The sequence below is a fragment of the Bifidobacterium sp. LH_413 genome (assembly GCF_056357015.1).
Genome location: NZ_JBKEVK010000003.1, coordinates 150,183 through 174,197, shown reverse-complemented (window position 1 = coordinate 174,197; position 24,015 = coordinate 150,183). Strand labels below are relative to the sequence as shown.

The window sequence follows — 24,015 nt, the reverse complement described above, 5'->3', positions numbered from 1 at the left end:
AGAATCATTGGAATCATTGCGTTTACGGCGTCCGTAATCATCGGAAATCGCCATATGAAAACGTTATTGCGAATAACAACGCACCGTCGGCACCTGGCTTCGTCGCCCCCGTCGTCGCCGTCGCCGGGCCGCACGGCGACTCGCGTGCAGCCCGGTGCGAACGCCGGAAATCCGGGGAAGGCAGCCTGGTCCACGTCGTCGCCGGCGGGCCGTCACTGAGGTGCGTCGTGGCCGCGATGCCGCGATGCGGCCGCGGTCGATGCGGTGTCACGTCACGTTTCGGGACTTGCGTAATGGTACCGATACCATGTTGCTCGTCGCCACGGCGCGCGGAGTGTGCGTTGGTGTGTGTATGTCCGACAAATGGCGTGATTGCAGCGATGGTAGGTGATGCGTCACGTACCGTAGTTGCGGTTGCCGGTGCGTGCGATTTGCGGCGTTGCGATGCTGTCGATATGATATGAAATCGATACCACGAAATGTGCGACAGACCGTGTGGCGGTCCCGCTGCGGCGATGACGCAGGCGGGCGTCGACGGGCGCAAACGCTAAGGAGTGACATGTCGACCTTCACCTGGGGCGGTACGGCCCTGTCCCTGACCTTCGCATGGTCCGACGACGAGCCTGTGGCCGTCGCCGGACTGCGCACGGACGCCGTGGATGTCCGCTTCGACCACCGCCTGCCGCTGGTGGAGATCCTGGCAACGGGCACCGGGCACTGGCTCGCAAACGACCGTCTCGCCCACACCGATATCGGGCGCGCGCTGCGCTACGTGAGCCACGCCGCCACGCGCGACGCGCACGGCGACCATCTCGACGTGACTCTCGCCGACGCCGCGCTGGGACTCACCGTGACCGTCCACTACGATCTGCCGGACGGCGTGCCGATGTTCCGCACGTCGGTGACCGTCACGAACGACGGCGACGCGACCGACGCCGACTCGCCGGCGCTCGGCGAAGACGGCGCGGTCGTGCTCGAATCGGTGACGAGCTGGGTGTCGGCGTTCGGCGCGCCTGACGGCAAGGCAGCCGACTGCGATGCGTGGACGCTCATCGAAGGCGAGAACGAATGGCTGGGCGAAGGGCGCTGGCACGCCACCGCCACCCGCGACCTGTTCCCGCGCCTCAACCAGCAGATGACCGGTCATAATCCGCGCGGCGAGCACGCCGTCGTCAGCACCGGCACTTGGTCCACCGGCAAGCACACGCCGCTCGCCCTGCTTGACTCGCGTGAGCTGGGTCTCACCTGGCTGTTCCAGATCGAACACGACGCGGCATGGCGCTGGGAAGTCGCGCGCGACACCGAGGACGGCACCATCGCCCTCTCCGGACCGACGGACGTCGACCACGACTGGGTGAAACGCCTCGAACCCGGTGAATCGTTCACCACCGTGCCCGCATCCGTCACGCTCGCCCCCGACTTCGACGGCGCGACCGCCAACGTGACCGCCTACCGCCGCGCGATGCGCATCGAAAAGGCGGACAACGCCCGCCCGCGCGTCATCTTCAACGACTACATGAACACGATCAACGGCGACCCGACGACCGCCAAACTGCTGCCGCTCGTCAAAGGCGCGGCCGAGGTCGGCGCCGAGATCTTTTGCATCGACGCCGGCTGGTACGACGACACCGGCGACTGGTGGCCGTCCGTCGGCGAATGGTTGCCGTCGAGGAAGCGCTTCCCGAACGGCATCACCGAAGTCGTCGACGCGATCCGCGACGCGGGCATGATCGCCGGACTCTGGCTTGAGCCCGAGGTGATCGGCGTCAAATCGCCGATGGCCGTGACGCTGCCCGAATCCGCATTCTTCCACCGCCACGGCCGCCGCGTGGTCGAACAGGAACGCTATCTGCTCGACTTGCGCGATCCGGACGCGCGTCGGCACCTCGACGACACGGTCGACCGTCTCGTGAATGACTATGGCGTCGGCTACTTCAAGTTCGACTACAACGTCTCGCCCGATGCGGGCACCGATTACGACGCCGACAGCGCCGGCGACGGCCTGCTGGGGCACAATCGCGCGTACTGCGCGTGGGTGGAGGGCCTGCACGCGCGCCACCCTGAGCTCATCATCGAGAACTGCTCGTCCGGCGGCATGCGCATGGACTTCGCGCAGACCTCCCGCTTCCAGGTGCAGTCCACCTCCGACCAGCAGGATTTCCGCCTCTACCCGACGATCGCCGCCGCCGCGCCGATGCTCATGACCCCCGAACAGGCCGGCAACTGGGCGTACCCGAACGCGAAGGACGATCCGGAGACGTTCGCGTTCAACCTCAACACGACGTTCCTCGGCCGCTTCTTCCTCTCCGGCTACGTCAACCGGATGAGCGACGGCCAGCGCACGCTGATCGCGCGGGCCGTGGACGCGTACAAGCGCGAGATCCAGCCGGTCATCGGCACGTCGGTGCCGTTCTGGCCGCTCGGCCTGCCGAAGTGGGACGACACGGTCGTCGCGCTGGGGCTGAAGACGCCGGAACGCACGTTCGTGACCGTCTGGTCGCGCGACGGCGAGGGCGGCGACGTGGCGCTCGCCCTGCCGCACCTGACCGGACGCGCCGACGTGGGCGTGCGCGCGTTGCTGCCGGTCGGCGACGGGTTCGCCGAGTGGCCGGTCGCGTGGGACGGCGCACGCGGCGAGGCCGTCGTGACCGTGCCGGCGGGCGGCGGGTACATCTCGCGCACGTTCGCGTTCGACGCGGCGTGAGTCTCGGTTTTCGCTGAAAACGGGCGGGGCCCGCATTCCATGTGAACCGGAATGCGGGCCCTGTTGCGTGTGATGGGTGGTCTACCCTTCAGCGGCGGATGAGCTCGATGAGGAGGGCGTGTTCGGGGGCGAGCTGCGGCAGGCGGATGCCCCACTGGGCGAGCGTCGCGCCGTCGACGACGATGCCGTCGTCGCTCCACCAGTCGAGCGTGGTGCGGCAGTTCGGGCTCGTCTCGCTTTCGTACAATGCGACGCCACCGAGCGGGCGCACCTGGTAGACGGCCGACTCGTCCAATCCGGGGAAGCGCGTGAGCCCATACGGGTATTCGCGCGACGTGGCGATGGCGGTGAACCGGTAGACCGCGTGCGAACGGTCGGGGGCGACGAGGCCGTCGACGCGCACGGCCGGGTCGGTCGTGTCCGCGTGCACGAGCACGCCCTGCGGGATCGCCGCGCGACGCGCCTTGTACAGGTCGATCCAGCGCCTGAGGCTCGCGAGACCCGCGTCGTCCAGCTTCATGATGTTCCATTCGATGCCGAGATGACCGAAGAACGCCATCGCCGCACGCATAGTGAGCGACGTGGCGCGACGGGTCGCATGGTTCGGGGATTCGGAGATGTGCTCGCCGATCATCTCCGGCGGCACGATGAGCGACGTGCCTCGCTGTATGTCCGCGCGTTCCACCGGGTCCGTGCAGTCGGACGCCCACACGCGCGAGCAGCGTTCCAGCACGCCCGCGTCGATGCGTCCGCCGCCCGACGAGCAGGATTCGATCTCGAGGCCGGGGTGACGGGCGCGCAGATGGTCGACGATCGCATAGAACGCCTCGGTCTGCTCATGCACGGCCGGACGGCCGGATGCAGGGGAGAGGGGTTCGGTGAGGAAGCGGTTGTGGTCCCACTTGATGTAGTCGATGTGATAGGCGGAGACGAGCGTGTCGATCGCCGATTCCACATACCGCGCGGCCTCGGGATTCGTCAGGTCGATGACCTGCTGGCTGCGCGCCTCGACCGGCAACCGTTCGGCGTTCGGTGCGAGCATCCAATCGGGGTGTTCGCGCGCGACGTTGGAATCGGGGCTGATCATCTCCGGTTCGAACCACAATCCGAACTCCATGCCGAGCGCGTGCACGCGGTCCGCGACGGCGGTGAGGCCCCGCGGCCACAGATCCTTATCCACCTGCCAGTCTCCGAGTCCCTTCGTATCGTCGCGACGGCCGGTGAACCAGCCGTCGTCGATGACGAACCGTTCGATGCCCACCTGCGCCGCACGTTCGGCGAGGGCGATGACCTTCTCCTCGCTTTGTGCGAAATACATCGCCTCCCACGTGTTGAGCGTGACCGGGCGCGGCCGGGCGGGGTCGGCGAGTTCCGGGTGGAAGCCGCGCAGGTAGGCGTGGAAGCGCGAGGTGACCTCGTTGAGGCCATCGCCTGCGCCGACGAGCAGCCGGGGCGCGCGGTAGGTCCCACCCGGCGCGAGCGTGATCTCGCCGGCGTAGGGGAGTTCGCCACCGCCGATCACGCCGTGCGTGTACGGCGTGCGTTCGGCGAAGACGGTGCTGTTCCCGCTGAACGCGACATGCGCCGAGAAGACGAGTCCGTGCTCGAAGCCGAAGCCGGGCACACCGGCGCTCAGCAGGGTGGCCGCGTTGAAGTCGGGGCGGCCCATGCGCGCGTTCTTCGCGAACAGTCCCTCGGTGAACGGCTGACGTTGGAACGCGCGTTCGCGCAGATGATGGCCGGTGCAGGTCTCGACCTCGCCGACCTGCGGCGGCAGGGGAATCACGGGCGTGAGCCGCGAGACGACGAGCGGCGTGCGCCCGGTGTTCGTGAGCGACGCGTCGACGCGGATGAGGCCTTCGTCGCCGATCGCGACGGTCGCGGCGAGGGCGAGGCCCGCCGCGCCGTCCGTCGCGGTGAAGCCGATCGAATGGTCGTCATGGTGCGTTTCGTCGACGGTCAGGCGCGGGAAGACCTCCACGCCGTCGCGGGATACCTGGATGGCGGGCGTTCCGGTCCATCCTTCCGCCTGCGTGGGCAGCAGGGTGGGGGACTCGCCGATGGACAGGCCAGCGTCGAGTGTCTGTGGGAACTGCGGATCGACATCCGGGAACGCGGGTTCCGCGGTGTGGCGGTCGTCCGCGGTGTGGGCCGCGTGGGTGCCGTGGTGTGCGTGCGTGGCGTGCGATGCATCCGTGCGGGTGATGGCGACGACGTGGGGGAGCCTGCCGTCGGCGAACCCCATGGTGAGACGGACGATGCGGCCGTCCGCTGCGGAAGGCGTTCCGGAAGGCCGTTCGGAAAGCTGTCCGGAAGGTTCCGGTTGGGTGATGGTCACGGCGTTCATGTGCATGGCATACCTCGATGTATCTGAGTGAAGCAGTGGTTCGACTGTGGCTCGACCGTGTGCGCGAGGGGCGGGCCGGATGCGGTCCGGACGCGCCGCGCCTGCGTGGGAATCGATACCAACGAGGATACAACGTGGAATCGGTACCACAAAATCGAAGTTGCGGAGTTCGCTGGATTTTGTAGGTGTGACGTATGGTGTGAAGCGTTGATAAATCAATATGTGCAACGTTTTACGTTATCGGTTTCAGGCAAACGTTATCATTCTGCGACACTCCATGAGTGGTTGACATGGAATCGATTCCACCTACAATTGCAGCTATCGGAACTTCCGAGGTCGCGGCATCGCAGTGATGGGTGCCGGATCCCGCCAACCAACCGATGGATTCGTCCCGTTGGAGGGCGGGTCGAGGATTCACATCAGGCATAAGGAAAGGCTCAATGATGAGGAACTGGAAGAAAGCGACCGCCATCATCGCGGGCGTCGCTGCCATGGGCATGATGTTCGCGGGCTGCGGCAACCCCGCCGCCGCAGGTGGCGACGACAACGTCGACACCTCCTCCGCCGACTACTGGCCGGCCGAAGACACCAAGCTCGACGGCGTCAAGCTCACGTTCTGGGCCGCCCAGAACTCGAACAAGATCCCGGTCAAGGTCATCAAGGACTTCGAATCCAAGACCGGCGCCACCATCGATCTGCAGACCATCCCGGACAACTACGAGTCCAACGTGCAGACCAAGATCACCACCGGCGACTCCCCGGATCTCATGTTCTGGCAGGCCGTGCCGTCCACGCTGGCCGGCTTCGTCGCCCAGGACAAGCTGCAGAAGCTCGACAACGCCCCGTGGCTGAAGAACTACGCGGACGGCATCGCCGACGCCGGCGGCAAGTACCAAGGCACCTACTACGGCGCCCTCGTCTCCGCCCCGGACACCGAAGGCGTGTGGTACAACAAGCAGGTCTTCGAGAAGGCCGGCATCACCGAGACCCCGAAGAATTGGGACGAGTTCATCGCCGCCGCCAACAAGATCAAGAGCTCCGGCGCCGCCGACTCCGCGCTCTTCGAGATGGCCGGCTCCCAGTGGGGCACCCAGTGGGCCGTGCAGGTCCAGCTCGCCGAAGCCGCCAAGGACGGCCTGTGGGACAAGGTCAACTCCAACAAGGACAGCTTCCAGGGCAAGGACATCCTCGGCGCCATCAAGGAGTACAAGCAGATGCTCGACGACGGCCTGTACAACAAGGACGCCGGCTCCGCGAAGGACACCGACCAGGCCCAGGCCCTGCTCGACGGCAAGACCGGCATGATCATTCAGACCAACTCGATGTTCAACGCCATCTCCGCCCTCGCCGACAACGACAAGACCAAGCTGGACGACACCATCGGCTTCTTCCCGATCTCCAAGGAAGGCAACATCGGCACGTCCATCCCGCAGCAGGGCAACTCGGTCGTCGCGTTCAAGACCGGCGACTCCCAGCGTGAGGCCGCGACCCGCCAGTTCATCCGCTTCTGGCTCGGCTCCGAGTACGAGACCTTCATCAAGGACCAGAACCTCGTCTCCATCCTCAAGGACGTCAAGACCCCGGACACCGTGCCGCAGGCCCAGCTCGACGCCTTCGCCGCCCTCAAGGATTCCGTCGGCTCCATGCAGTCCCAGGCCGTCGCCAACCCGGATCTCTACCTGAACCTCGCCAACATGGTCAACGGCACCCAGACCCCGGAGCAGGTCGCGAAGACCACCCAGGACCAGTTCGCCCAGATCGCCAAGGCCCAGGGCGTCAAGGGATTCTGATTCTGACCGGAACCCGATAGGTTCCATCTTCCACAGGCATCCGGCCGGGGCCTTCCGGAGCGCGGCCCACGCCGCCTCCGGGCTCCGGCCCCGGCCGGAATGCCGCAACACACATATATAAGGAAACGAATCTGATGACGACGACACACGTCTCGAAGTCCGCCCCGGTCAAGGGCACGCGGACTCTGGAGCGCAAGAACTACCCGTTGCGCTACATCGTTCCCGCGGGCGTCATGCTGCTGGTGTTCTTCTTCCTGCCCACGGTAATGAACTTCATCTACGCGTTCACCGACTGGTCCGCGTTCAAGAAGACCATCGACTTCAACGGTCTCGACAACCTCAAGCAGCTCTTCGAGAGCGGCACCCTGATGGCCGACATCAAGGTCACCCTCATCTACGCGGTCCTCGTGGCCTTCTTCCAGAACGTCTTCGGCCTGGCGCTCGCCGTGCTCCTCGAAAAGGACACGCGCCTCAACCGCTTCGCCCGTACCATGTTCTTCATCCCCGTGATCATGTCCGCCCTCGGCGCCGGCTACATCTGGCAGGCCGTGCTCAAGACCGACGGCGTCGTCAACCAGATCCTGAGCTTCTTCGCCGGCCACACCGTCGCCATCCAATGGCTCGGCTCGACCACGTGGACCATCGTGATCGTCACCATCATCCACGCATGGAAGTGGATGGGCTTCGCGATGCTCACCTACCTCGCCGGTCTCAAGACCATCGACTCCGAAGTGCTCGAAGCGGCCTCCATCGACGGCGCCAACGCGTGGCAGACCTTCTGGCAGGTCAAGTTCCCGCTGGTCGCCCCGGCCGTCACCTTCAACGTCGCGACCGCGTTGCTCGGCTCCATGAACTCCTTCGACATCGTCCAGGCCACCACCAACGGCGGCCCCGGCGGCTCCACCGAGATCCTGAACCTGTTCATCTGGCGTACGTTCGGCAAGGGCCTGTACTCCCAGTCGACCACGATGAGCCTCGTGCTCTTCATCATGGTGATGGTCATCGCCATCCCGCTCGTCATCTACCTGCGTAAGCGTGAGGAGAAGATCCTATGAGTAGCGCATCCTACAGCGAATCCGGTGTCAAGACCAACAGCCTCACCGTCGTGCGCAAGAAGTCGAAGGCCGGCGGCATCATCCACGCCGCCATCGTCATCCTGCTCATGCTCGTGTTCCTCGCCGTGCCGTTCTGGATCCTCATCGTCACCGCCGGCAAGACCCAGGCCGAGGCCGTCGTGCCCAGCATGGCATTGCCGAGCAAGTGGCACCTCATCGAGAACATCCAGACCGTCATCGTGCAGGGCAAGGTGTTCCCCGCGCTCATCGGCTCCCTGCTCGTCACCGTGCCCAGCGTGTGCATCTGCCTCCTCTTCGGCTCGATGGCCGCATGGATCTTCGGCCGCCGTACCTCCAAGGGCGTGGCCATGCTCTACGCGCTGTTCATCTCCGGCGTCATCCTGCCGCCGTCCGTCGTGACCATCATGATGCTGCTCAAGATGATCAGCCTGTCCGGCACCGCCATCGGCATGAACTGCGTGTACATCGGCATCTACCTGTCCGTCGTGATCTTCTTCATCACCGGCTTCATCCGCACGATCCCGCCGTCCCTCGAAGAGGCGGCTCGTATCGACGGTGCCAGCCCGATGAGGATCTTCTTCACGATCATCTTCCCGCTGCTCGCCCCGACGCTCGCTTCCTCGACGATCCTCGTGGTGCTGTACATCTGGAACGACATCTTCTACTCGCTGTTCATCCTGTCCGGCAAGATGAGCACCCTGCCGCTCAACCTCTACAACGTGGCGAGCGCGGGCCTGTACCTCAACAACTGGCACCTCATCTTCGCCTACATCATCCTGATGACCCTCCCGCTCCTGATCGTCTTCATCATCGGCCAGCGCAAGATCATCTCGGGTATCACTGGCGGCGCCGTGAAGTAAACAGCGCGGTGCGCTGTCTACAGGCGCCGCCGAGCGGCGACAGCCGCGAGGCAACGATGAGCCTCGCCTCAGGCGAGTCCGTAATTGCTGACCGGCGCCGTGAAGTGAACAGCCTCACCCCTTGGCTCCCCTTGCCAGGGGAGCTGGCGCCGAAGGCGACTGAGGGGTAGTTTCCGCCAGCCACCCACGATTCTCTCCTCCTCCATTCCCGAACGCCCCGACCCCGCATGGTCCTCCTCCTTCGCCTGCCGGGGGCGGGGCGTTCATTCTCTTTCCAACGACCTCCATCCCGCCCGATTCGCGTGATTCATGCGCGCCGTCGCGCATCGCCTATACTGGGCGCGATGGAAGATAGACAGGTTCACATGCCAAGACCCAAGGAAAAGCGCGCGCCGGTGATCAAGGACGTCGCCGCGCTCGCCAATGTGTCGGTGTCCACGGTGTCCCGGTATCTCAACGATTCTCCCCGCATCAGCGCCGAAAGCCGGGAGCGTATCGCACACGCCATCAAACTGCTCGATTACCATCCGAGCCGCGTCGCCCGCGGACTCGTCAACTCGGCGATGAAGTCGATCGTCGTGCTCACCAGCGATACCACGCTGTACGGTTCGGCGATGACGATTCAGGGCATCGAGGACGAAGCCCGCACGCACAACTATCCGGTGAGCATTTCGAAGCTCGCCGACGAATCGACCGAGGCGCTGCGCACCGCGGTCACGATGGTCACGGACCAGAATCCGAGCGGCGTGATCGTGCTCAAATACGACGCGCTCGCCGCACAGGCGCTGCAACTGCTGCCGGACACGGTGACGAAGGTGGTCATCGCCGGTGACCGCGAACCCGACCTCGACCAGATCGACCTGTGCGAGAACCGGTCCGGACGCGAGATCACGCGATACCTGCTGTCGCTCGGCCATCGCAACGTCTTCCACGTGACGATTCCGGGCGGTGGCGGCGGCTACAGCCGCACCGCCGGCTGGGAGGCCGAACTGCGCGCCAACGACAAGCCGATTCCGGACATGATGCACTGCTCGTGGAATCCGGCCGACGCGCGCGAGCTCGGCCACCGCGTGGCGCATATCGACGGGCTCACCGCCGTGTTCGCCGGCAATGACGAGATTGCGATGGGCCTGATCCGCGGGCTCGAGGACGAAGGCAAGTCGGTGCCCGGCGACATCAGCGTCGTCGGCTTCGACGACCATCCGCTCTCCTGCGTGTGGACGCCTCCGGTGACCACATACCGCCAGGATTTCCCCGCGGCCGGCCGTAAGGCCGTGCAGCTGCTGCTCTCGCGCATCGAAGCGCGCGAGAACGGCGAGGAGCTCCCCGCCCGATTCGTCGAACTCCAAGGCGAACTCGTCATCCGCGACTCCGCCGCCGCCCCGCGCGCGTAGGCGCGAAGCGGAAGCGGGTACTTGCATCCTTGGTTTTACGGCATGTTGAGCTGTCGAAAAACTCATAGGACTGCTTGAGCCTGTTCGTTGACAATGCTCATAAGGGTTTGCGGCATTTGATTGTTGTGTTGCGGTGTGAATGACACCGCAACACAACAATCAAATGCCGCTCAATTAAGCGAATTGCGATATTCATCAATTATCGGATCGACGGATTGTTGATCCTGTTGTTGCTTATAATCTGTTGTAGAATCAGACCAGGTTTCATCATAATCATCAAGGTATTCGTCTAAATAGTCAGTGGGAATTGGAGGTTCCAGCTCAGATATGTATTTATCTACTATATCATGTGCGCTTGAGCTATTAGGGCATTCATCCGCAAAGGAATAGATAGAATTAATATAGTCATTATATGCATCGCCAGCAATCTTCTCTTCATCTAAGAAACCATCATATTCATAGTAGCTGTCGACATTCATATCGGAAAAAACAGAATCCCAGTCAGGATCTTGGAGCAGATCGCGGATTCGGCTCTCTGAATACTCTTCAAGTGTAGATTGCATGTCTAAATCTTTATAGCTAATCAGTGAATTCATAATTTTCGCACATGGTTCAATGGTAAAATAATCAAGAAAAGCTTTCATGATATTTTCATCTTTAATCCACTTTGATATATGGTAATAGTTGAATAAGTCTTGGTTGCATATAAAGTCAACAACATTGCTCTCTAGAAGATAAGAATGAGGGTCTCTTAAATGAGGTGTTGTAATATATTCAAACGATTTGTCGACAGCCGCTTGACGATTGCTATCTAGTACGTGATATTTATATATATACCGGAGGTTGATATAAAGGTTTCTTTTATCATTAATCGAAATGATAACAGGATTGCGATCGATGAAAGATTTCAACCCTTTAGGGTCTAATCTTTCGACTTGCTCTATATAAACTGCATGTTTTGCTATTAAGATACGGGTTTCATTGGAGTTGTTGATGAAGTTGCGCAAGTAATCGACCACTGACTGGTTTATCGCTGCAATGAAGTACCCATCAGGTCTGCTTTGACGTATGAGCATTGAGTCGGTCAGTCGCTTTATGCTGTCCTGGTAGTTGTTTTTTGTGTGATCGGCGTTGGTATTTGATATAACTTCATCGTAGGCAGCTCGTAGTTGCTCTTCGTGAATGGCGTCGTCGCTAAGAGAGTATAGGCATAACATGAGAGTCCTATCTTCTTCTTGAAGATTGTTATTGAATTCATTGCTCCATACTAAATCTTGATTCATAAGAGAGTTGAAAACGAATCGTCCGTATTCGTCGACTGTTTGGTAATTGCGGTAACGACTTGGGTTGGTGATGAATTCAAGTAGACGAGGATTGAAACCGCTGCTGAAGAGAATCTTTCGATAGTTTTCCGGTGTGATCAACCAACTGCGAATGTTTTCGTCTTTAACTTGTTTTTTGATTGACGAAATGTAAAGTCTCGCTTTATCTCTTGCGGACATATTGTCCATATTAATTGTATAGAGCTGAATGTTTGCTTCCGAGTTAAGATAATCCGAGAAAGAGATATTTTTTTCGGATATGTCGCGGAAAATGGTAATGCGAGAGTTCATGATTATTTTCTTGTTTCTATTGTATTTGCAATAACGAAGCAAAGATTCAATTTCATTTGCTCTTGAATCGCTTATTTTGTAATAAGCATGACCAAAGCAGTCGTCTAGTATTATTGCTTCCTTCTTGTTTTTGTCTTGCGACATTGCTTTTTTTATTTCTGATATATCATCTTGAGATGAAACTCGAACTGTGTATCCTGATTTAAGCAGATGCCAGCACAACATGTGCGTTGTCGTCGTTTTCCCGACGCCTGGGCCGCCGACGATAAACACAGGTTTGTTGTTTTCAAGTATTTTTATGCAATCTAGATATTCTTTTGTCTCTACAAAGTATTCCTTATTGTCCTCGATTTCTGATATAAGTGCGGTTTCATCTATAAGACTGTTGTTCTGAAGGATTGATTTGATTACAGATTCAGATGTGATCCACAATTTTACATGCCTGCTTACGATGTCTGAGTATTCCGGTTGTTGAAGTAGATGTTCTATCTCATTTAAATCAATCACGTCTTCTATAGATTGTAGGTGGTATGGTTTAAGCATTGCTGCAATTTCTAAGATATTTTTCCTGGTTAAATCTAAGGAGGTGCATACAATATACCTATCGATAGGAGACGTGGAATCTATTTCTTGAATCTTCTTTATTTCATCATTGAGCTTATTTTTTAAGATAGAGAAAGATGACTTATAGTAGTGTTTGCACTGAACCACTATCTTTGTGGAGGCTTCGTTGTCGGTAATATCTATGCCGCCGTCTCGTCCTGTAGCATATGTTCTTAATTTTATATTTAATTTGCGCTCCAGTAGATCACGGCAGAGGGTCTCGAACTCTGTACTGTCGATGTTGCTGTACTCGTACATTAGGCTCCTTTCGCCTCATTCGGCTTCGTTGGCGTTCCATCTCTGCAGTGAGATGGTTCACGTCGTTTGCCGTCGATGATACCTTTGTTTCTTTGTTTTGGTGGCCTGCGCCCGTAAGGTGGCGTGGTTTCTATGACGGTGCTGTTGATTCTGCTAACTTTTTCTACTTGAGGCAGCTCGTCATCAGACGAGCCGCAGATAGAGGGCGGTGGAGCCGGGGATGGGGCGGAAGCCGAAGTGTGTGTAGAACGTGCGGGCGTCGTCATCGTAGGGCTCCACGATGAGCGCGCGTGAGCCGAGCTGTGCGCTGATGGAGCGCGCCCGGTTGATGGCGTCCTGCAGCAGCCTCCAGCCGAGTCCTTCGCCTTGGAACCGCTGATCCACCCCCAGCATGCCGAGCAGAATGGCCGGAATGCGCTCGGGAACATTGCGTCTCAGCCAGCCGCCTTGTACCGAGGATCGTTCCACGGTGTAGGCGCTGAGCGTGTAGAAGCCGGCGGTTTCACCTTCGGTCGTCGATGAGACGTAGACCACGGCGGTGCCATGTTCCGCGGCGGTCGGTGCTCGTCGCTCGGCCCACTCGTCGATGAGCGGGACGCCGCAGGAGAATCCGGTGAGGTCCGTTCCCGGAGGGAGTCTGAGCGGTCGTTGGAATCGATGCGTCACGCCCATTGCGGATCCCTCGCCATCAGGTCGTAGGCGGCCTGCGGGGCCGGCTCGTCCAACGCTTCGAGGAACGCGTCGAATGCTTGGGATTCCAAACGCAACGTGGTGGCATCCTCGATGTCGCGCCGGGCGGATTCCAGCAGGTGACGGGCCGTCCACTGCGTCAGCGTGCTGCCCGTCACCGCGGCGGCGCGCTCGATGAGACGGCGTTGCTCGTCCGTCAGGCGGATGTCCAATCGTGAGGTCTTCTGTTTCGTAATCGTAGCCATGACAGTATTGTACGGAGAAAATGCGTACAAGGCCAATGTGGGCGGGTTGCTGTCATCGGCTCTGGCGCCGGTAGCTTGTCGGTGGGGTTGTCCCTCGACGTGGGAACGGTGTTGTTTTGCGTCGAGGGGCAGGCGGGTGTGTTGGGTGATTTGGGGGTCTGGTTGGGGAATGGCGGAATTTCAATGGTTTTGGGATTCGGCTTTGTGTCCCTCGATGGGTGTCAATCGTTGTAACCGGGTTGAGGGGCAAGGGGGCTTGCCCCTCGATGGAGAAATGCGGGGATAAGACGTCGAGGGGCAAGGAATTACGAGGATTGTTGTCCCTCGACGATGGAGGACGGTGTTTTGATGTTGAGGGGCAAGTGGTGTGCTCGGTTGCTCTCTGTGCATAGGTCTCTCCCCCAGTCCGCTTCGCGGACAGCCCCCTCGTCAGAGGGGGCCAAGAGGTAGATGCAGACTTGTGTCGCCTAGCCCCTAAGGGGCAGCGGGGTCGGAATATGATGAGGTCCCTCGCGCCAACCCGGTGCGAGGGACCTCTACTGTGTGGTGGCCTCAGTCGCTCAGATGCTCAGTCGCGGGTCTTGCGGCGGAGGATGAGGGTGATGCCGGCGGCGGCCAGCATCACGGCGGCCGCGGCGGCGACCGTGGTCACCGCGGAGCCGGTGGAGCTCAGCTTGCCGGCGTTCGAGGTGCCGGGCTTCTGCGCATTCGCGCCGTTGCCCGCGGAGCCGTTGCCGGCACCAGCACCAGCACCGGAACCACCGTTGTCGCCCGAGCCGTTATCACCCGAGCCGTCGCCGTCGCCCGTGCCGGGCTTATCCGGCTCACCCGGCTTGGCGACGAGTCCGGCGATCGCCTCGTTGAGGGCGCGGGTCGCGTTGGCCACGTCCGCCTGGGTGGCGTTCGGATTCTTCGCGACGTCCTCGGCGGCGTCGATCGCGGCGAGCAGCAGATCCCACGATTCCTTCGTGTAGTCGCCCTGCTTGCGGCCGTCCGTCGCCTTGGCGGCGGCGTCGGCGAGCTCGTCGCGCTGCTCCTTGGTGGCGGGCGTGTTCTCCGGCGTGGCCTTGACGAGTGTGCCGTCGGTCAGCGCCTTGTCCAGCGCGGCAGCCGCCGCGGAGACCTCGTCCTGCGTGGCCTTGTCGTTGTCGTACACGGCCTTCGCGGAGGCGACGACCTTCTGGAACGCCTTCCAGGAGTCGGTGGTGTAGTCCTTCTCCTTGAGCGCGGCGGCCTTGTCGAGCGCGGTCTTCAGCGCCGTCTTGTCCGCAGCCGGAGGCTCCGGGGTGACGGACTCGGGCGCGTGGACCTGCCATTCGACGGCGGCGGGGGAGGCGGAGCCGGAGGTGATGACCATGCGCAGCTTGGTCGTCTTCACCGGAGTCTTCCACGTCGCGTCGCTCCAGCCCTTGGCGTCGCCGGTGGCCCAGCCCTTGGACGGCGAGTTGGCGGTCACCGTGTACGTGGCGTCCGGGATGTCCGTGAAGGCGTTCTTCGCGGAATCCCAGTACTGGAGCTTCCACGAGGCGGGGATGCCGAGGCCGCCGTCATCGGAGGTGAACTGCACGCGGCTCGAATCGATGATGACCTCGCGGTCCCACTCGTAGTCGAGGCGCATCTCGCCGGTGTTCGGCCAGGTGCCCCAGATGTCCTCGTTCGCGTTGGTCGCGTCCGGGATGATCTTGCCGTCGTTGAGCGCGGCCACGCCCTTCGTCCAGCTCGACGCCTTCTTGTCCACGTCGGTGCCGACCGCGTCCTTCTCGATGTAGCCGGTCAGCGGCACGGACGTGTCGGACGGGATGTCGGCGGAACCGGCGGCGGACACGTTGCCGGCCTTGTCGGTCGCACGGTAGTACACGGTCGTGCGCGAGCTGCTCGGCGCGGCGATCGCCTCGCCGTCCTTGTACGCGGTCCACTCGCCGTCCTTGCCGATACGGTATTCAATCGAGGCGACGCCGGAACCGGTGCCGTCGTCGGCCTTGAGCGTGACCGTGCGCTTCGCCTTGTCCACCGTGGCGGTGACCTTCGGCGCGGCGGAATCGACCTTGCCGGAGGCCTTCGCGACGTCGGACACGTTGCCGGCGGCGTCGGTCGCGCGCGCCCACACCTCGACGTCACCCTGCGTGGTGATCGTCTGGACCGCGGCGTCCGCGTTCGAGGCGACCGTCTTCCAGTTCGCGCCCTTGTCGGTGGAGATCTCCAGCTTGGCGGCCGGCAGACCCGAATCGTCCGAGGCCTGGACGGCGGCGAACGGCGCGGTGGTGAGCCACGCGCCGTTGCCGGCGTTGGCGGCGAGCGAGACCTTCACGGTCGGCTTGGTCATGTCGGCGGCGGGCTTGTAGCCGTCCTTGACGGTCACGTCCACCGCGACGTTGCCGTTCACGCTCGCCTCGCCGGGAACGCCGGAGACGACGCCGTAGGCCTTGAACGTGCCGGCCTTCGCGTAGGAGGCGGCGTCGACCGGACGCCAGATTACGGGGGAGGCGACGGTCTTGCCGCCGTACGTCACGTCGACGGTGGCGGGCAGCTGCGGCGCGACGCCGGTGCCGGTGGTCACGCCGGCGGGCGCGGCGATGATGGGCGACTCATCGGCGGAGTCGACCTCCCACTCGGGCACGGCCACGGACGCGTAGCCGCCGTCCACGGCCTGACCGGTCAGATCGAGCTTCAGCGCGGTGGTGGTCACGGCGTCGAACGTGACGGTGTTCGGATGGTCCTTGCCGGTGGTCGTCGTGTAGGCACTCGGATTGGCGACGTCCTTCCACGTGCCGTCGGCGTCGAGGTATTGGAGACGCCAGGAGCCGGGCGCGCGCAGGGCGTTGGAGTCCACGTCGAACCAGACCTTGGAGGAGGAGACGCGCACGGAGCCGTCCCACTGGTAGATCAGCGAGTCGCCGGACTGCGACTGCGGGATCGAACGGTAGTTGGTCCAATGGTCCGGCGGCACGACGGCGGCGACGAGCACGCGGCCGTCATTGACGGAGCCCTTGTAGGCGGGCGTCTCGGTGAACGTGGCGCTCACCTTCGCGTAGGGGGCGACGTTGCGACTCGGCTGGGTCTTCTCGGCCTTGGTCGGGTGCGCGGTGGAGGTCATCTTGCCGTCCTTCCACGTGACCTCGTCGATGCTCACCGCGCGGCGGAAGTCGGTGCCGCCGGCCTTGTCGCCGGTGTGGTAGGTGACGTACCACTTGTCGCCGAACTGGAGCACGGACGGGTGCATCGTGGTGGCGGAGCCGGACGGCACGAGCACGCCCTGGTACGTCCACGGGCCGAGCGGGCTGCTGGAGGTGGAGTACTGGACGCACGCCTGGTAGTTGGATTCCACGCAGGTGGCCGCGCCGGAGCCGGGCTTGCCGCCGTCGTACACGTTGTAGTAGGTGTCGCCCTTATGGAACACCCATGCGGCCTCGAAGAAGCCCTTCGGACCGTTCGCGCCGGTCTCGGCGTCCTTCATCGTGTGCAGGTTCGGGGTGCCGTCGTCCTTGGTTTCGACCTCGGTGTAGGAGGTGCGGCCGGTTGCGGCGTCCTTCTTCATCTTGATGGCGAGCTGGGTGCCGAACGTGCCGAAGTGCAGGTAGCCGGTGCCGTCGTTGTCGACGAAGAACGCCGGGTCGATGGTTTCGATCTTCGTCTGGGAGGTGGTGAGCAGCGGCTTGCCGATGGCGTCCTTCCACGGGCCGAGCGGGCTCTTCGACTTGGCGACGCCGATGGCGAACGGGTCGAGTCCGGCCGCCTCGGAGGCCTTGTCCTTCACTGGGATGAAGTAGTAGAACCAGTCGTCGGACTTGTCGTTCGGGGTGCCGTTGTCGTCGGCGACGACCTGGCCGGCGTAGGCGCCGTCGCCGGTCGCCCAGCTGAACAGGTCGGCCTTCGCGACGGTCTTGTAGTGCGTCCACTTGCCGGCGTCGAGACCGTTCTGGTCGGTGACGTAGACGCCCCAGTCCTTCATGTTGAAGCTGCCGTAGTCGGGGGCGGCCTCGTCGTGTCCGGTGAACACGAACAGCTTGCCGTCGTAGGAGAGGGCTGCGGCGTCGGCCGAGTAGTAGTTCTGCGAGAGGTCGTTCGGGGTGTCGACGCCCTCGTTCTGGCCGATCGGGTTGCGCATGTAGCTCGGCAGCGCGCTGTTGTCGATCTGCGTGACGGTCACGTCCGGGTTGTTGTATGGCAGGTCGTTGTACGCGTGTCCGGCCACGCTGGGTGCGTTGTCGGCGCTGGGCGCGTCCGCGGCGAGCGCCGTGGGCGCGGCGATCAGGCCGCCGGCGAGCAGGGTGGCCGCGGCCACGATGCCTCCCGCGATCGACCGCCATGGGCGATTGCTGTGTGCGTTCATGTGTTTCGCTCTTCTCTGAGTGTGATGGACAGTTGCGATGATATCCGATTGCCGCGTTCGTCGCGGTTCGCTGTGGATTATCGCGGATTGTCGCGGATAGGGGACGACCCCGCCGGGGCGGAGTCACCGGTTTCCCGGTGCCTCACGTCCCAGCGGGGTCTGTCCGTCGCGTCACGTGCGTTGCCGCCTGCCGGCGTCACGCGGGTGACGCGACGGAGGTCAGCGGCCGGTGTCGCGGCGCTTGAGGGCGATGACGATGCCGGCGGCGGCCAGCATCATCACGGCGGCGACGGCAATGGCCGACACGGCCGCGCCGGTGGCGGCGGTGACGCCGCCGTTGGCCTTATCGGTCACACCGGGCTGGGAGGAGCCGGGCTTCTCCTCGGCCTTGGTGTTCCAGTAGGCCTTGTCCAGGGCGTCCTGCGCGGCGTCGATCTCGGCCTGGGTGGCCTTGTCGTTCGCGAGGACCTTCTTGGCGCTGGCGAGCTGCTGCTGCAGGGCGTTCCACGCCTCGTCGGTGTACTTCGCCTTGTCGGCCTTCTCGGCCTGGGCGATGGACGCCTCGAGGTTCTTGCGGTTCACCGTCGTCTCGCCGGGCTTGCCGGGCTGGTCGGGCTTGGTCGCCGGGTGGGAGGCGAGGACCTTCTGGGCGTCCTCGAGCTGGGCCTTCGCGGCGTCGACCTCGTCCTGCGTGGCGTTCGCGTCGTCGTACACCTTCTGGGCGGCGGCGACGACCTTCTGGAAGTCGTCCCACGCCTCGGCCGTGTACTTGGACTCGTCGAGCGAGGCGGCGGCCTTGAGGGCGGCCTCCAGCTCGGACTTGTCCACCTGCGGCTGGACGGGCTCGTCCTTGGCGGCGTGCACGCCCCACTCGGCGACGGCGGTGCCGAAGGTGCCGGTGCCGGTGTGCGGGGTGAGCACGAGGCGCAGGGCGGTGGTCTTCACCGGGGCGAAGGTCACGGTGCTCCAGCCGTCGTTCTCGGTGGCCAGGGCGGCCGGCGAGTTGCGCACGGTCGTGTAGTCGCCGTCCTTCGTCGGGGCGACGTCCTTCCAGGAGCCGTCCTCGGCGAGGTACTGGATCTTCCAGGCGTCCGGAACCTCGAGGCCGCCCTTCGCGTCGTCGGTCTTCGCGAAGTTGGCCCAGTACTGGACGCGGCTGGAGTCGACGGTGACGGACTTGCCGAAGTCGTACTCGGCGTACATGCCGTCCTTCGCCTGGCCCCAGGTGCCCCAGACCTTGGCGTTCACGTCCTGGTCGTCGGTGGTGGGCCAGGTCTTGTCCACCACGACGCCGTCGTTGAGCTTGCCTTCGGCCTTGGACCAGCTGGCCTCGGCGGAGACGGAGGTCTTCGAGGCGGTCTTCTCGATCCAGCCGTCGGCCGGTTCGGGCTCCGGCTCCGGGGTGGAGGAACCGTTCGGGTCGGCGACCACGTGGACGGTGAGCTTCGCGTCGGCGGAGGACTTGTCGGCGGTGCCGGAGACCGTGTAGTCGCCGATCTTCGTCAGATCGATCGCCTTCACGTCGGCGGCGTTCCACTCGACCTTCTCGTCGTTCAGCATGCCGTTCGGGAAGCGGACCGGCACGGTGGTCGGCAGGTCGACGGACTTGGCGCCCTGGTAGACGGTCTGCTCGACCGGCTGGGCGGCGCCCACCGTCTGGTTGGCGGTGTCGGAACGGGCGGCGACGTGGGCGGTGGTGCCGCTCAGCGCGCCGGCGACGGTGCCCTTGACGTCGAACTCGTTGTCGGCGGCGAGCTGGTCGTCGGTCACCTTGCCCCAGGCGACGGCGAGGTCACGACGGGTGCCGTCGGAGTAGGCGGCGCTCACGGTGGAGGGCAGCTTGAGATCGGCGGCCTTGGTGCCGGTCTGGACCAGACGGTTGACCGTGTCGACGCTCAGCGGGTCGACGGCGTAGGCCTCGAACTCGGAGGCGCCCACGATCGCGCCCTTCGGGAAGACGACGCGCAGCTTGTCCGTCTCGACGGTGTCGGCGAACTTCACCTCGTTGCCTTCGTTCTGGTTGACCGTGTACTTCTGGCCGTCGGCCAGCTTCACGTCCTGCCAATTGCCGTCGGCATCGGCGTACTGGAGCTTCCAGCTGGCCGGCATCGGCACGCCGCCGCCGTCGGTCCAGAAGAAGATCTTGGCCTTCTTCAGCGGGACCTTGCCGGCCCACTGAAGCTGCAGCCACGGCTCGGCGCCGGTGTTGTCGCCCCAGTTGTTCCAGGTCTCGTTCGGCGTGTTCGTGTACACGACCTTGCCGTCGATGACCTTCTTCGCGTTGTCCTTCGGCTGGTAGCCGTTGGTGTAGCTCGCCGAGGCGGTGGACTGCGGCGCGACGTTCGAGGTGCCGTCGGACGGGATGCCGTGGACGGTGATCTGCTTCTCGCCGGTCAGCTCGCCGTCGGAGGCGGTGAGCTTGAGGACGTAGTCGCCCTCCTTGTTGAAGGTGACGGTGGTGCTGGCCGCGGAATCATCCACGAACTTCGCCACGCCGCCCTCGGGGCCGGAGACCTGCTCCCACTTGGTGGTGATGTCGCCGTCCGCCGGCAGGCCGTCGTCCTTCACGGAGCCGACGATGGTCGCGCCGGAGGAGGTGCTGGTGGAGACGTAGGCGTCGACCTGCGGTGCCTGGTTGGCGGTGGTGCCGGTCGCCTTGATGCCCGTGTTGTAGGCCTCGAGCTCCTTGACGCCCACGGCCTGGCCGGCCTGCGGGGTGAAGGTGACGCGGATGGCCTTGGCGTTCACCGCGTCGAACTGGATGCGGTTGTAGTTCGCGCCGGCGTAGGCGGGCGTGCGCACCTGGTTCGTCAGCGGCTTGAAGTCGGTGCCGTTCTCGCTGTACTCCAGCTTGTAGTTGGCGGGCTCGGCGTAGCCGGAGATCGTCTGGCTGGAAGAGCTCTGGTAGAAGTACAGGCGGATGTCGTCGATCGTCTGCTGCTGCTTGAACGTGACGGTGATGTCGTCCTTCTTGTTCGGGGAGCCCTTGGTGCCCCAGAAGGATTCCATCACGTTCTTGCCGTCCACCGCGTTGGTGGCCGGGTAGCCGTTGGTCTCGTAGGAGGCCTTCACGTCCGCGCCCTTGGCGAGGTCGGTCTGGCTCTTGGAGGCGGAGTCGACGTTCGCGCCGGACTTGGCGAACAGGTCGGTCACGCGCTGGTCGGCGGTGAAGGTGATCTGGTCGGCGGACTTGAGGTCGGAGCCGGTCGCGCCGGTGATCTTCGCGCCGGACTTGTCCTTGACCTCGACGGAGCCGGTGGACGGATCGTAGACGAGGTGCGCGAGCTTGTCGGACGTGAACGCGAGCTTGCCGCCCACGTACAGGCTGTAGCCGGCGGGGCCGCCGTAGTGGCTGCCGTCCTTGTCCCACACGATGGAGACGTCCTTGCCGTGGTAGCTCAGGTTGTTCACCGTGAAGTAGTTCCAGCCGGGGATCTCGATCGGGTCGAGCTCGATCTTGTCGTCCTCGCGCGGGACCATGCCGGCCACGTCCTCGACCATCGTCCAGTTCGTGGTGCCGAGCTGGGTGTGGTGGATCCAGGAGCGGTAGGTGATCTTGCCGCCGTTCTGCGCGGCGTCGAGGTTCTTGTCCTGGTTGTTGACCTTGCCGTCGCCGTTCAGGTCGCCGACGTTGTTGTTGTCCTCGTTCCAGAACTCGTTCTGGTCCGGGTACTCGTTGTTGCCGCCCTGGTAGTGGGAGAAGGCCACCCAGTACAGCAGCTTCTTGAACTGCTCGTTGGTGATGTAGCCGTTCTTGGCCGCGTCATAGTTGCGGATGCCGGCCGAGTAGACCTGCAGCAGCGGCTGGGCGTTGATGATCGAGAAGTTGTTGGAGCCCGGGAAGTTCAGGGCCGCCTTGTCCGCCTGGTTGGCGGTGAAGAACGGGAAGATCGGGAACTCGTCGGAGTCGGCGAACAGGCGCAGCGCCTTGTTGTAGTCGCTGTTGCCGGTCGGCATCAGGCCCTCGGAGTACGGGTAGTAGTTGTTGATCTCCTTGTACTTGGCGAAGGCGCCGTCCTTGAGCCACTTGTGCTTGATCAGATCGTCGGAGGAGTCCCACAGGTCGTTGAGCACGTCGGACTTGATGCCGTCGGCGATCTTCTGCATCTTCTCGGCGTTGGCGGTGTCGCCGGCGGCTTTGTAGGCCTGGGCGGCCGCGTTCGCGTTGGCCCACAGGTTGGCGGAGCCGTCGGCGCGGTCCATGCGCTGGCCGGAGCGGCCGGGCTCGGAGAAGGAGACCGCGTCCGCGTCGTTGCCGGTCATCGACCACCAGGACCAGTCGATCAGGCTGTTCTTGTTGGCGTTCTGGTTGTCGTTGTTGTCCGGCTCGGTCTGCGAGTTGAGCAGGCCCTGCACGTCCTCGGCGCCTTGGTCGGCGAGCTTCTCGGCCACGGTGGCGCCGCCGCCGTGCACCTTGTAGGCGTCCCAGCCGGCGCGCGTGATGTACTGCGTGTAGGAGTGGTTCCAGTTGGCCGGATCGCCCGGGTTGTCGTGGTAGTAGTAGTACCCCGACTTGCCCTTCTTGGCGGTGTCGCCGGCGGAGAGCCACGTGCCGTAGGAGTACTCCGGGTTGCGGAACCACTTGGTGTCCATCATGAACATGCCGGAGGTGAGCACGATCTGGTTGTTGTAGCCGAGCGCGCCCTCGACGGAGGTCGGGTACTGGAAGGTGTTGCCGGGCATGTTCGCGTCGAGCATGTTGAAGCGGCTCAGCCACCAGCGGTAGACGACCGTCTTGTCGATGTTGTCCTCAGGGGTGTCGACGTACGGGGAGTTGTCGACCCACCACTTGTTGTAGGTGGTGACGGAATCCTTGTAGGAGGCCGCCGGGTCCTTGAGGTCGCCGTTGTAGCGGGCCTCGTACTCGGTGGTGGAGTCCGGCAGCTCGTTGGCGATCAGGCCGAGCTGGAGCTTGGTGGTCGTCGGCTGGTTGGCCGCGAGCTTGACGGTGCTGACCAGCTTGCCGCCCTTGACGGTGAAGTCGTTGCCGGAGAAGCGCGGGTAGATGGTGGTCAGGTTGTTCTTGACGTTGACGCGGCCGGTGAGTTCGGTGTCGCCGTCGTTGCCGGTGGTCACGAACGGGGAGGAGGCGGTGAGCGTGAAGTCGCCGCCCTTGGTGCTGTTCAGGGTGAGGTTGGCGACCATCACGTTGTTGTTGGTGATGTACTTGACCTCGGTGACGACGAGCGACTTGTCGGCGTTGGTGAACACCGTCTTGAAGTAGCTCGGGGTCTGCTTGCGCTGGGAGGCGTCCTCGGTGAGGTTCTGGCCGTCGATGGAGACGGTGAAGCCGTTCTTGCCGGTCTGGTCCCAGTACGCGGCGTCGCCCACGAAGCCGAGCTGGCCCGGCGTGTGGGTGTACATGTAGGCGGCGCGGCCGCGGGTGAACAGGATGCTGTTGTTGTCGGCGCCCTCGAACTTGTAGGTGCCGGCGTCGTTCTTGCCGTCCGAGCCGTTCGGCTTGTTGCCGGTGCGGGTGAGGATGCGGTCGATCCAGAAGTCGTGGTCGGTGTCGGTGCCGGCGCCGTTCGCCTGGTCCTTGGCGAACGTCTCGGCCAGGTAGCTCTGCGTCGGGTTGTAGGCGACGGTGTTGGCCTTCGTCTGCATCGGGTCGTCGGAGCCGTAGAACTTCGGGTACTGCACGTCCGCGTTGGGGTGGGCGATCTCGGCGGCCGAGGCGGTGACCGCCCCTCCGCTGAGCAGCGTCGCCGCCGCCACCACGGCACCTATCGACGCGATCCACTTCTTCCGAGTGGACTTACGCGATGAGTCCATGTGTTGTTTCCTCTCTGTGTGCACAGTCCGCCGTTGCACTGATCCGCGCCGGACCACGCTGGTGTGTTGGGTGTCGCATCGGGCTGGCGTTGTGCCGGGCCGTCCTGCACTGACCTGGACCGGCACGCGCCCGTGTGACTTGTGTTCCATGCTATGGACGCGGAGTGCGAAAACGGGTGCGAAACATGTGGTTGCGAAATTTTTCGCGCGAAAAATTTCGCAATGGCGCGAACCGGGAAAATCGTTTTTCCGATGCTCGTACACTCGCTCAACGAAGCCGTTCGGAGGAACACGAAATCGATTGCGCAGCGGCCATGTTCCCCCGGCCAA

General features: G+C 63.0%; 11 protein-coding genes. 5 read left to right on the top strand and 6 right to left on the bottom strand.

The genetic code is table 11. The features are described 5' to 3' along the window. Positions 1-559 precede the first annotated feature (559 nt). Positions 560-2,704, top strand: a complete 2,145-nt coding sequence (locus AC1AYN_RS06845; protein WP_476532696.1) for a glycoside hydrolase family 36 protein — start codon at positions 560-562, stop codon at positions 2,702-2,704. Positions 2,705-2,792: 88 nt separating this feature from the next. Here AC1AYN_RS06845 and AC1AYN_RS06840 read toward each other — a convergent pair whose 3' ends face one another. Beyond that, positions 2,793-5,057 (bottom strand): alpha-galactosidase, encoded by a 2,265-nt coding sequence (locus AC1AYN_RS06840; RefSeq protein ID WP_476532695.1) that lies wholly within the window; start codon positions 5,055-5,057, stop codon positions 2,793-2,795. Between the two features lie 434 nt (positions 5,058-5,491). On the opposite strand from AC1AYN_RS06840, the gene AC1AYN_RS06835 reads away from it, so the two are divergent. The 4 genes from AC1AYN_RS06835 to AC1AYN_RS06820 all read left to right on the top strand — a co-directional run bounded on the left by AC1AYN_RS06835 (position 5,492) and on the right by AC1AYN_RS06820 (position 10,171). Then, the gene (locus AC1AYN_RS06835) at positions 5,492-6,841 is read left to right on the top strand and encodes an ABC transporter substrate-binding protein (RefSeq protein WP_476532694.1); all 1,350 of its coding nucleotides are present in this window, start codon (positions 5,492-5,494) and stop codon (positions 6,839-6,841) included. A gap of 134 nt (positions 6,842-6,975) precedes the next feature. After that, on the top strand, positions 6,976-7,896 hold the full coding sequence (locus AC1AYN_RS06830) for a carbohydrate ABC transporter permease (RefSeq protein ID WP_476502649.1): 921 nt from the start codon (positions 6,976-6,978) through the stop codon (positions 7,894-7,896). After that, positions 7,893-8,777, top strand: coding sequence for a carbohydrate ABC transporter permease (locus AC1AYN_RS06825; RefSeq protein WP_476532693.1), 885 nt, complete (start codon positions 7,893-7,895; stop codon positions 8,775-8,777). Before AC1AYN_RS06830 ends, AC1AYN_RS06825 begins: the two co-directional genes overlap by 4 nt. Positions 8,778-9,142: 365 nt before the next feature. Continuing rightward, entirely contained in the window at positions 9,143-10,171 is a 1,029-nt protein-coding gene (locus tag AC1AYN_RS06820) for a LacI family DNA-binding transcriptional regulator (RefSeq protein ID WP_476532692.1), read from the top strand. A 170-nt stretch (positions 10,172-10,341) separates the two neighbouring features. On the opposite strand, the gene AC1AYN_RS06815 is transcribed toward AC1AYN_RS06820, so the two are convergent. The 5 genes from AC1AYN_RS06815 to hypBA2 form a co-directional block, all read right to left on the bottom strand. Continuing rightward, on the bottom strand, positions 10,342-12,645 hold the full coding sequence (locus AC1AYN_RS06815; RefSeq protein ID WP_476532691.1) for an ATP-binding protein: 2,304 nt from the start codon (positions 12,643-12,645) through the stop codon (positions 10,342-10,344). Between the two features lie 183 nt (positions 12,646-12,828). Beyond that, positions 12,829-13,317, bottom strand: coding sequence for a GNAT family N-acetyltransferase (locus AC1AYN_RS06810; protein ID WP_476532690.1), 489 nt, complete (start codon positions 13,315-13,317; stop codon positions 12,829-12,831). Then, positions 13,308-13,580, bottom strand: a complete 273-nt coding sequence (locus tag AC1AYN_RS06805; RefSeq protein ID WP_476532689.1) for a type II toxin-antitoxin system TacA family antitoxin — start codon at positions 13,578-13,580, stop codon at positions 13,308-13,310. The genes AC1AYN_RS06810 and AC1AYN_RS06805 overlap by 10 nt, the downstream gene beginning before the upstream one ends. Positions 13,581-14,148: 568 nt before the next feature. Beyond that, positions 14,149-17,910: an OmpL47-type beta-barrel domain-containing protein gene (locus AC1AYN_RS06800; RefSeq protein WP_476532688.1), complete on the bottom strand. Its 3,762-nt coding sequence runs from the start codon at positions 17,908-17,910 to the stop codon at positions 14,149-14,151. Between the two features lie 219 nt (positions 17,911-18,129). Beyond that, positions 18,130-23,685: a beta-L-arabinobiosidase HypBA2 gene (hypBA2, locus tag AC1AYN_RS06795; protein ID WP_476532687.1), complete on the bottom strand. Its 5,556-nt coding sequence runs from the start codon at positions 23,683-23,685 to the stop codon at positions 18,130-18,132. Positions 23,686-24,015 lie beyond the last annotated feature (330 nt).

Coding starts and splice junctions, on each gene's coding strand:
- AC1AYN_RS06845 (WP_476532696.1), top strand. CDS start 560: ATGTCGACCTTCACCTGGGGCGGTACGGCCCTGTCCCTGACCTTCGCA.
- AC1AYN_RS06840 (WP_476532695.1), bottom strand. CDS start 5,057: ATGCACATGAACGCCGTGACCATCACCCAACCGGAACCTTCCGGACAG.
- AC1AYN_RS06835 (WP_476532694.1), top strand. CDS start 5,492: ATGATGAGGAACTGGAAGAAAGCGACCGCCATCATCGCGGGCGTCGCT.
- AC1AYN_RS06830 (WP_476502649.1), top strand. CDS start 6,976: ATGACGACGACACACGTCTCGAAGTCCGCCCCGGTCAAGGGCACGCGG.
- AC1AYN_RS06825 (WP_476532693.1), top strand. CDS start 7,893: ATGAGTAGCGCATCCTACAGCGAATCCGGTGTCAAGACCAACAGCCTC.
- AC1AYN_RS06820 (WP_476532692.1), top strand. CDS start 9,143: ATGCCAAGACCCAAGGAAAAGCGCGCGCCGGTGATCAAGGACGTCGCC.
- AC1AYN_RS06815 (WP_476532691.1), bottom strand. CDS start 12,645: ATGTACGAGTACAGCAACATCGACAGTACAGAGTTCGAGACCCTCTGC.
- AC1AYN_RS06810 (WP_476532690.1), bottom strand. CDS start 13,317: ATGGGCGTGACGCATCGATTCCAACGACCGCTCAGACTCCCTCCGGGA.
- AC1AYN_RS06805 (WP_476532689.1), bottom strand. CDS start 13,580: ATGGCTACGATTACGAAACAGAAGACCTCACGATTGGACATCCGCCTG.
- AC1AYN_RS06800 (WP_476532688.1), bottom strand. CDS start 17,910: ATGAACGCACACAGCAATCGCCCATGGCGGTCGATCGCGGGAGGCATC.
- hypBA2 (WP_476532687.1), bottom strand. CDS start 23,685: ATGGACTCATCGCGTAAGTCCACTCGGAAGAAGTGGATCGCGTCGATA.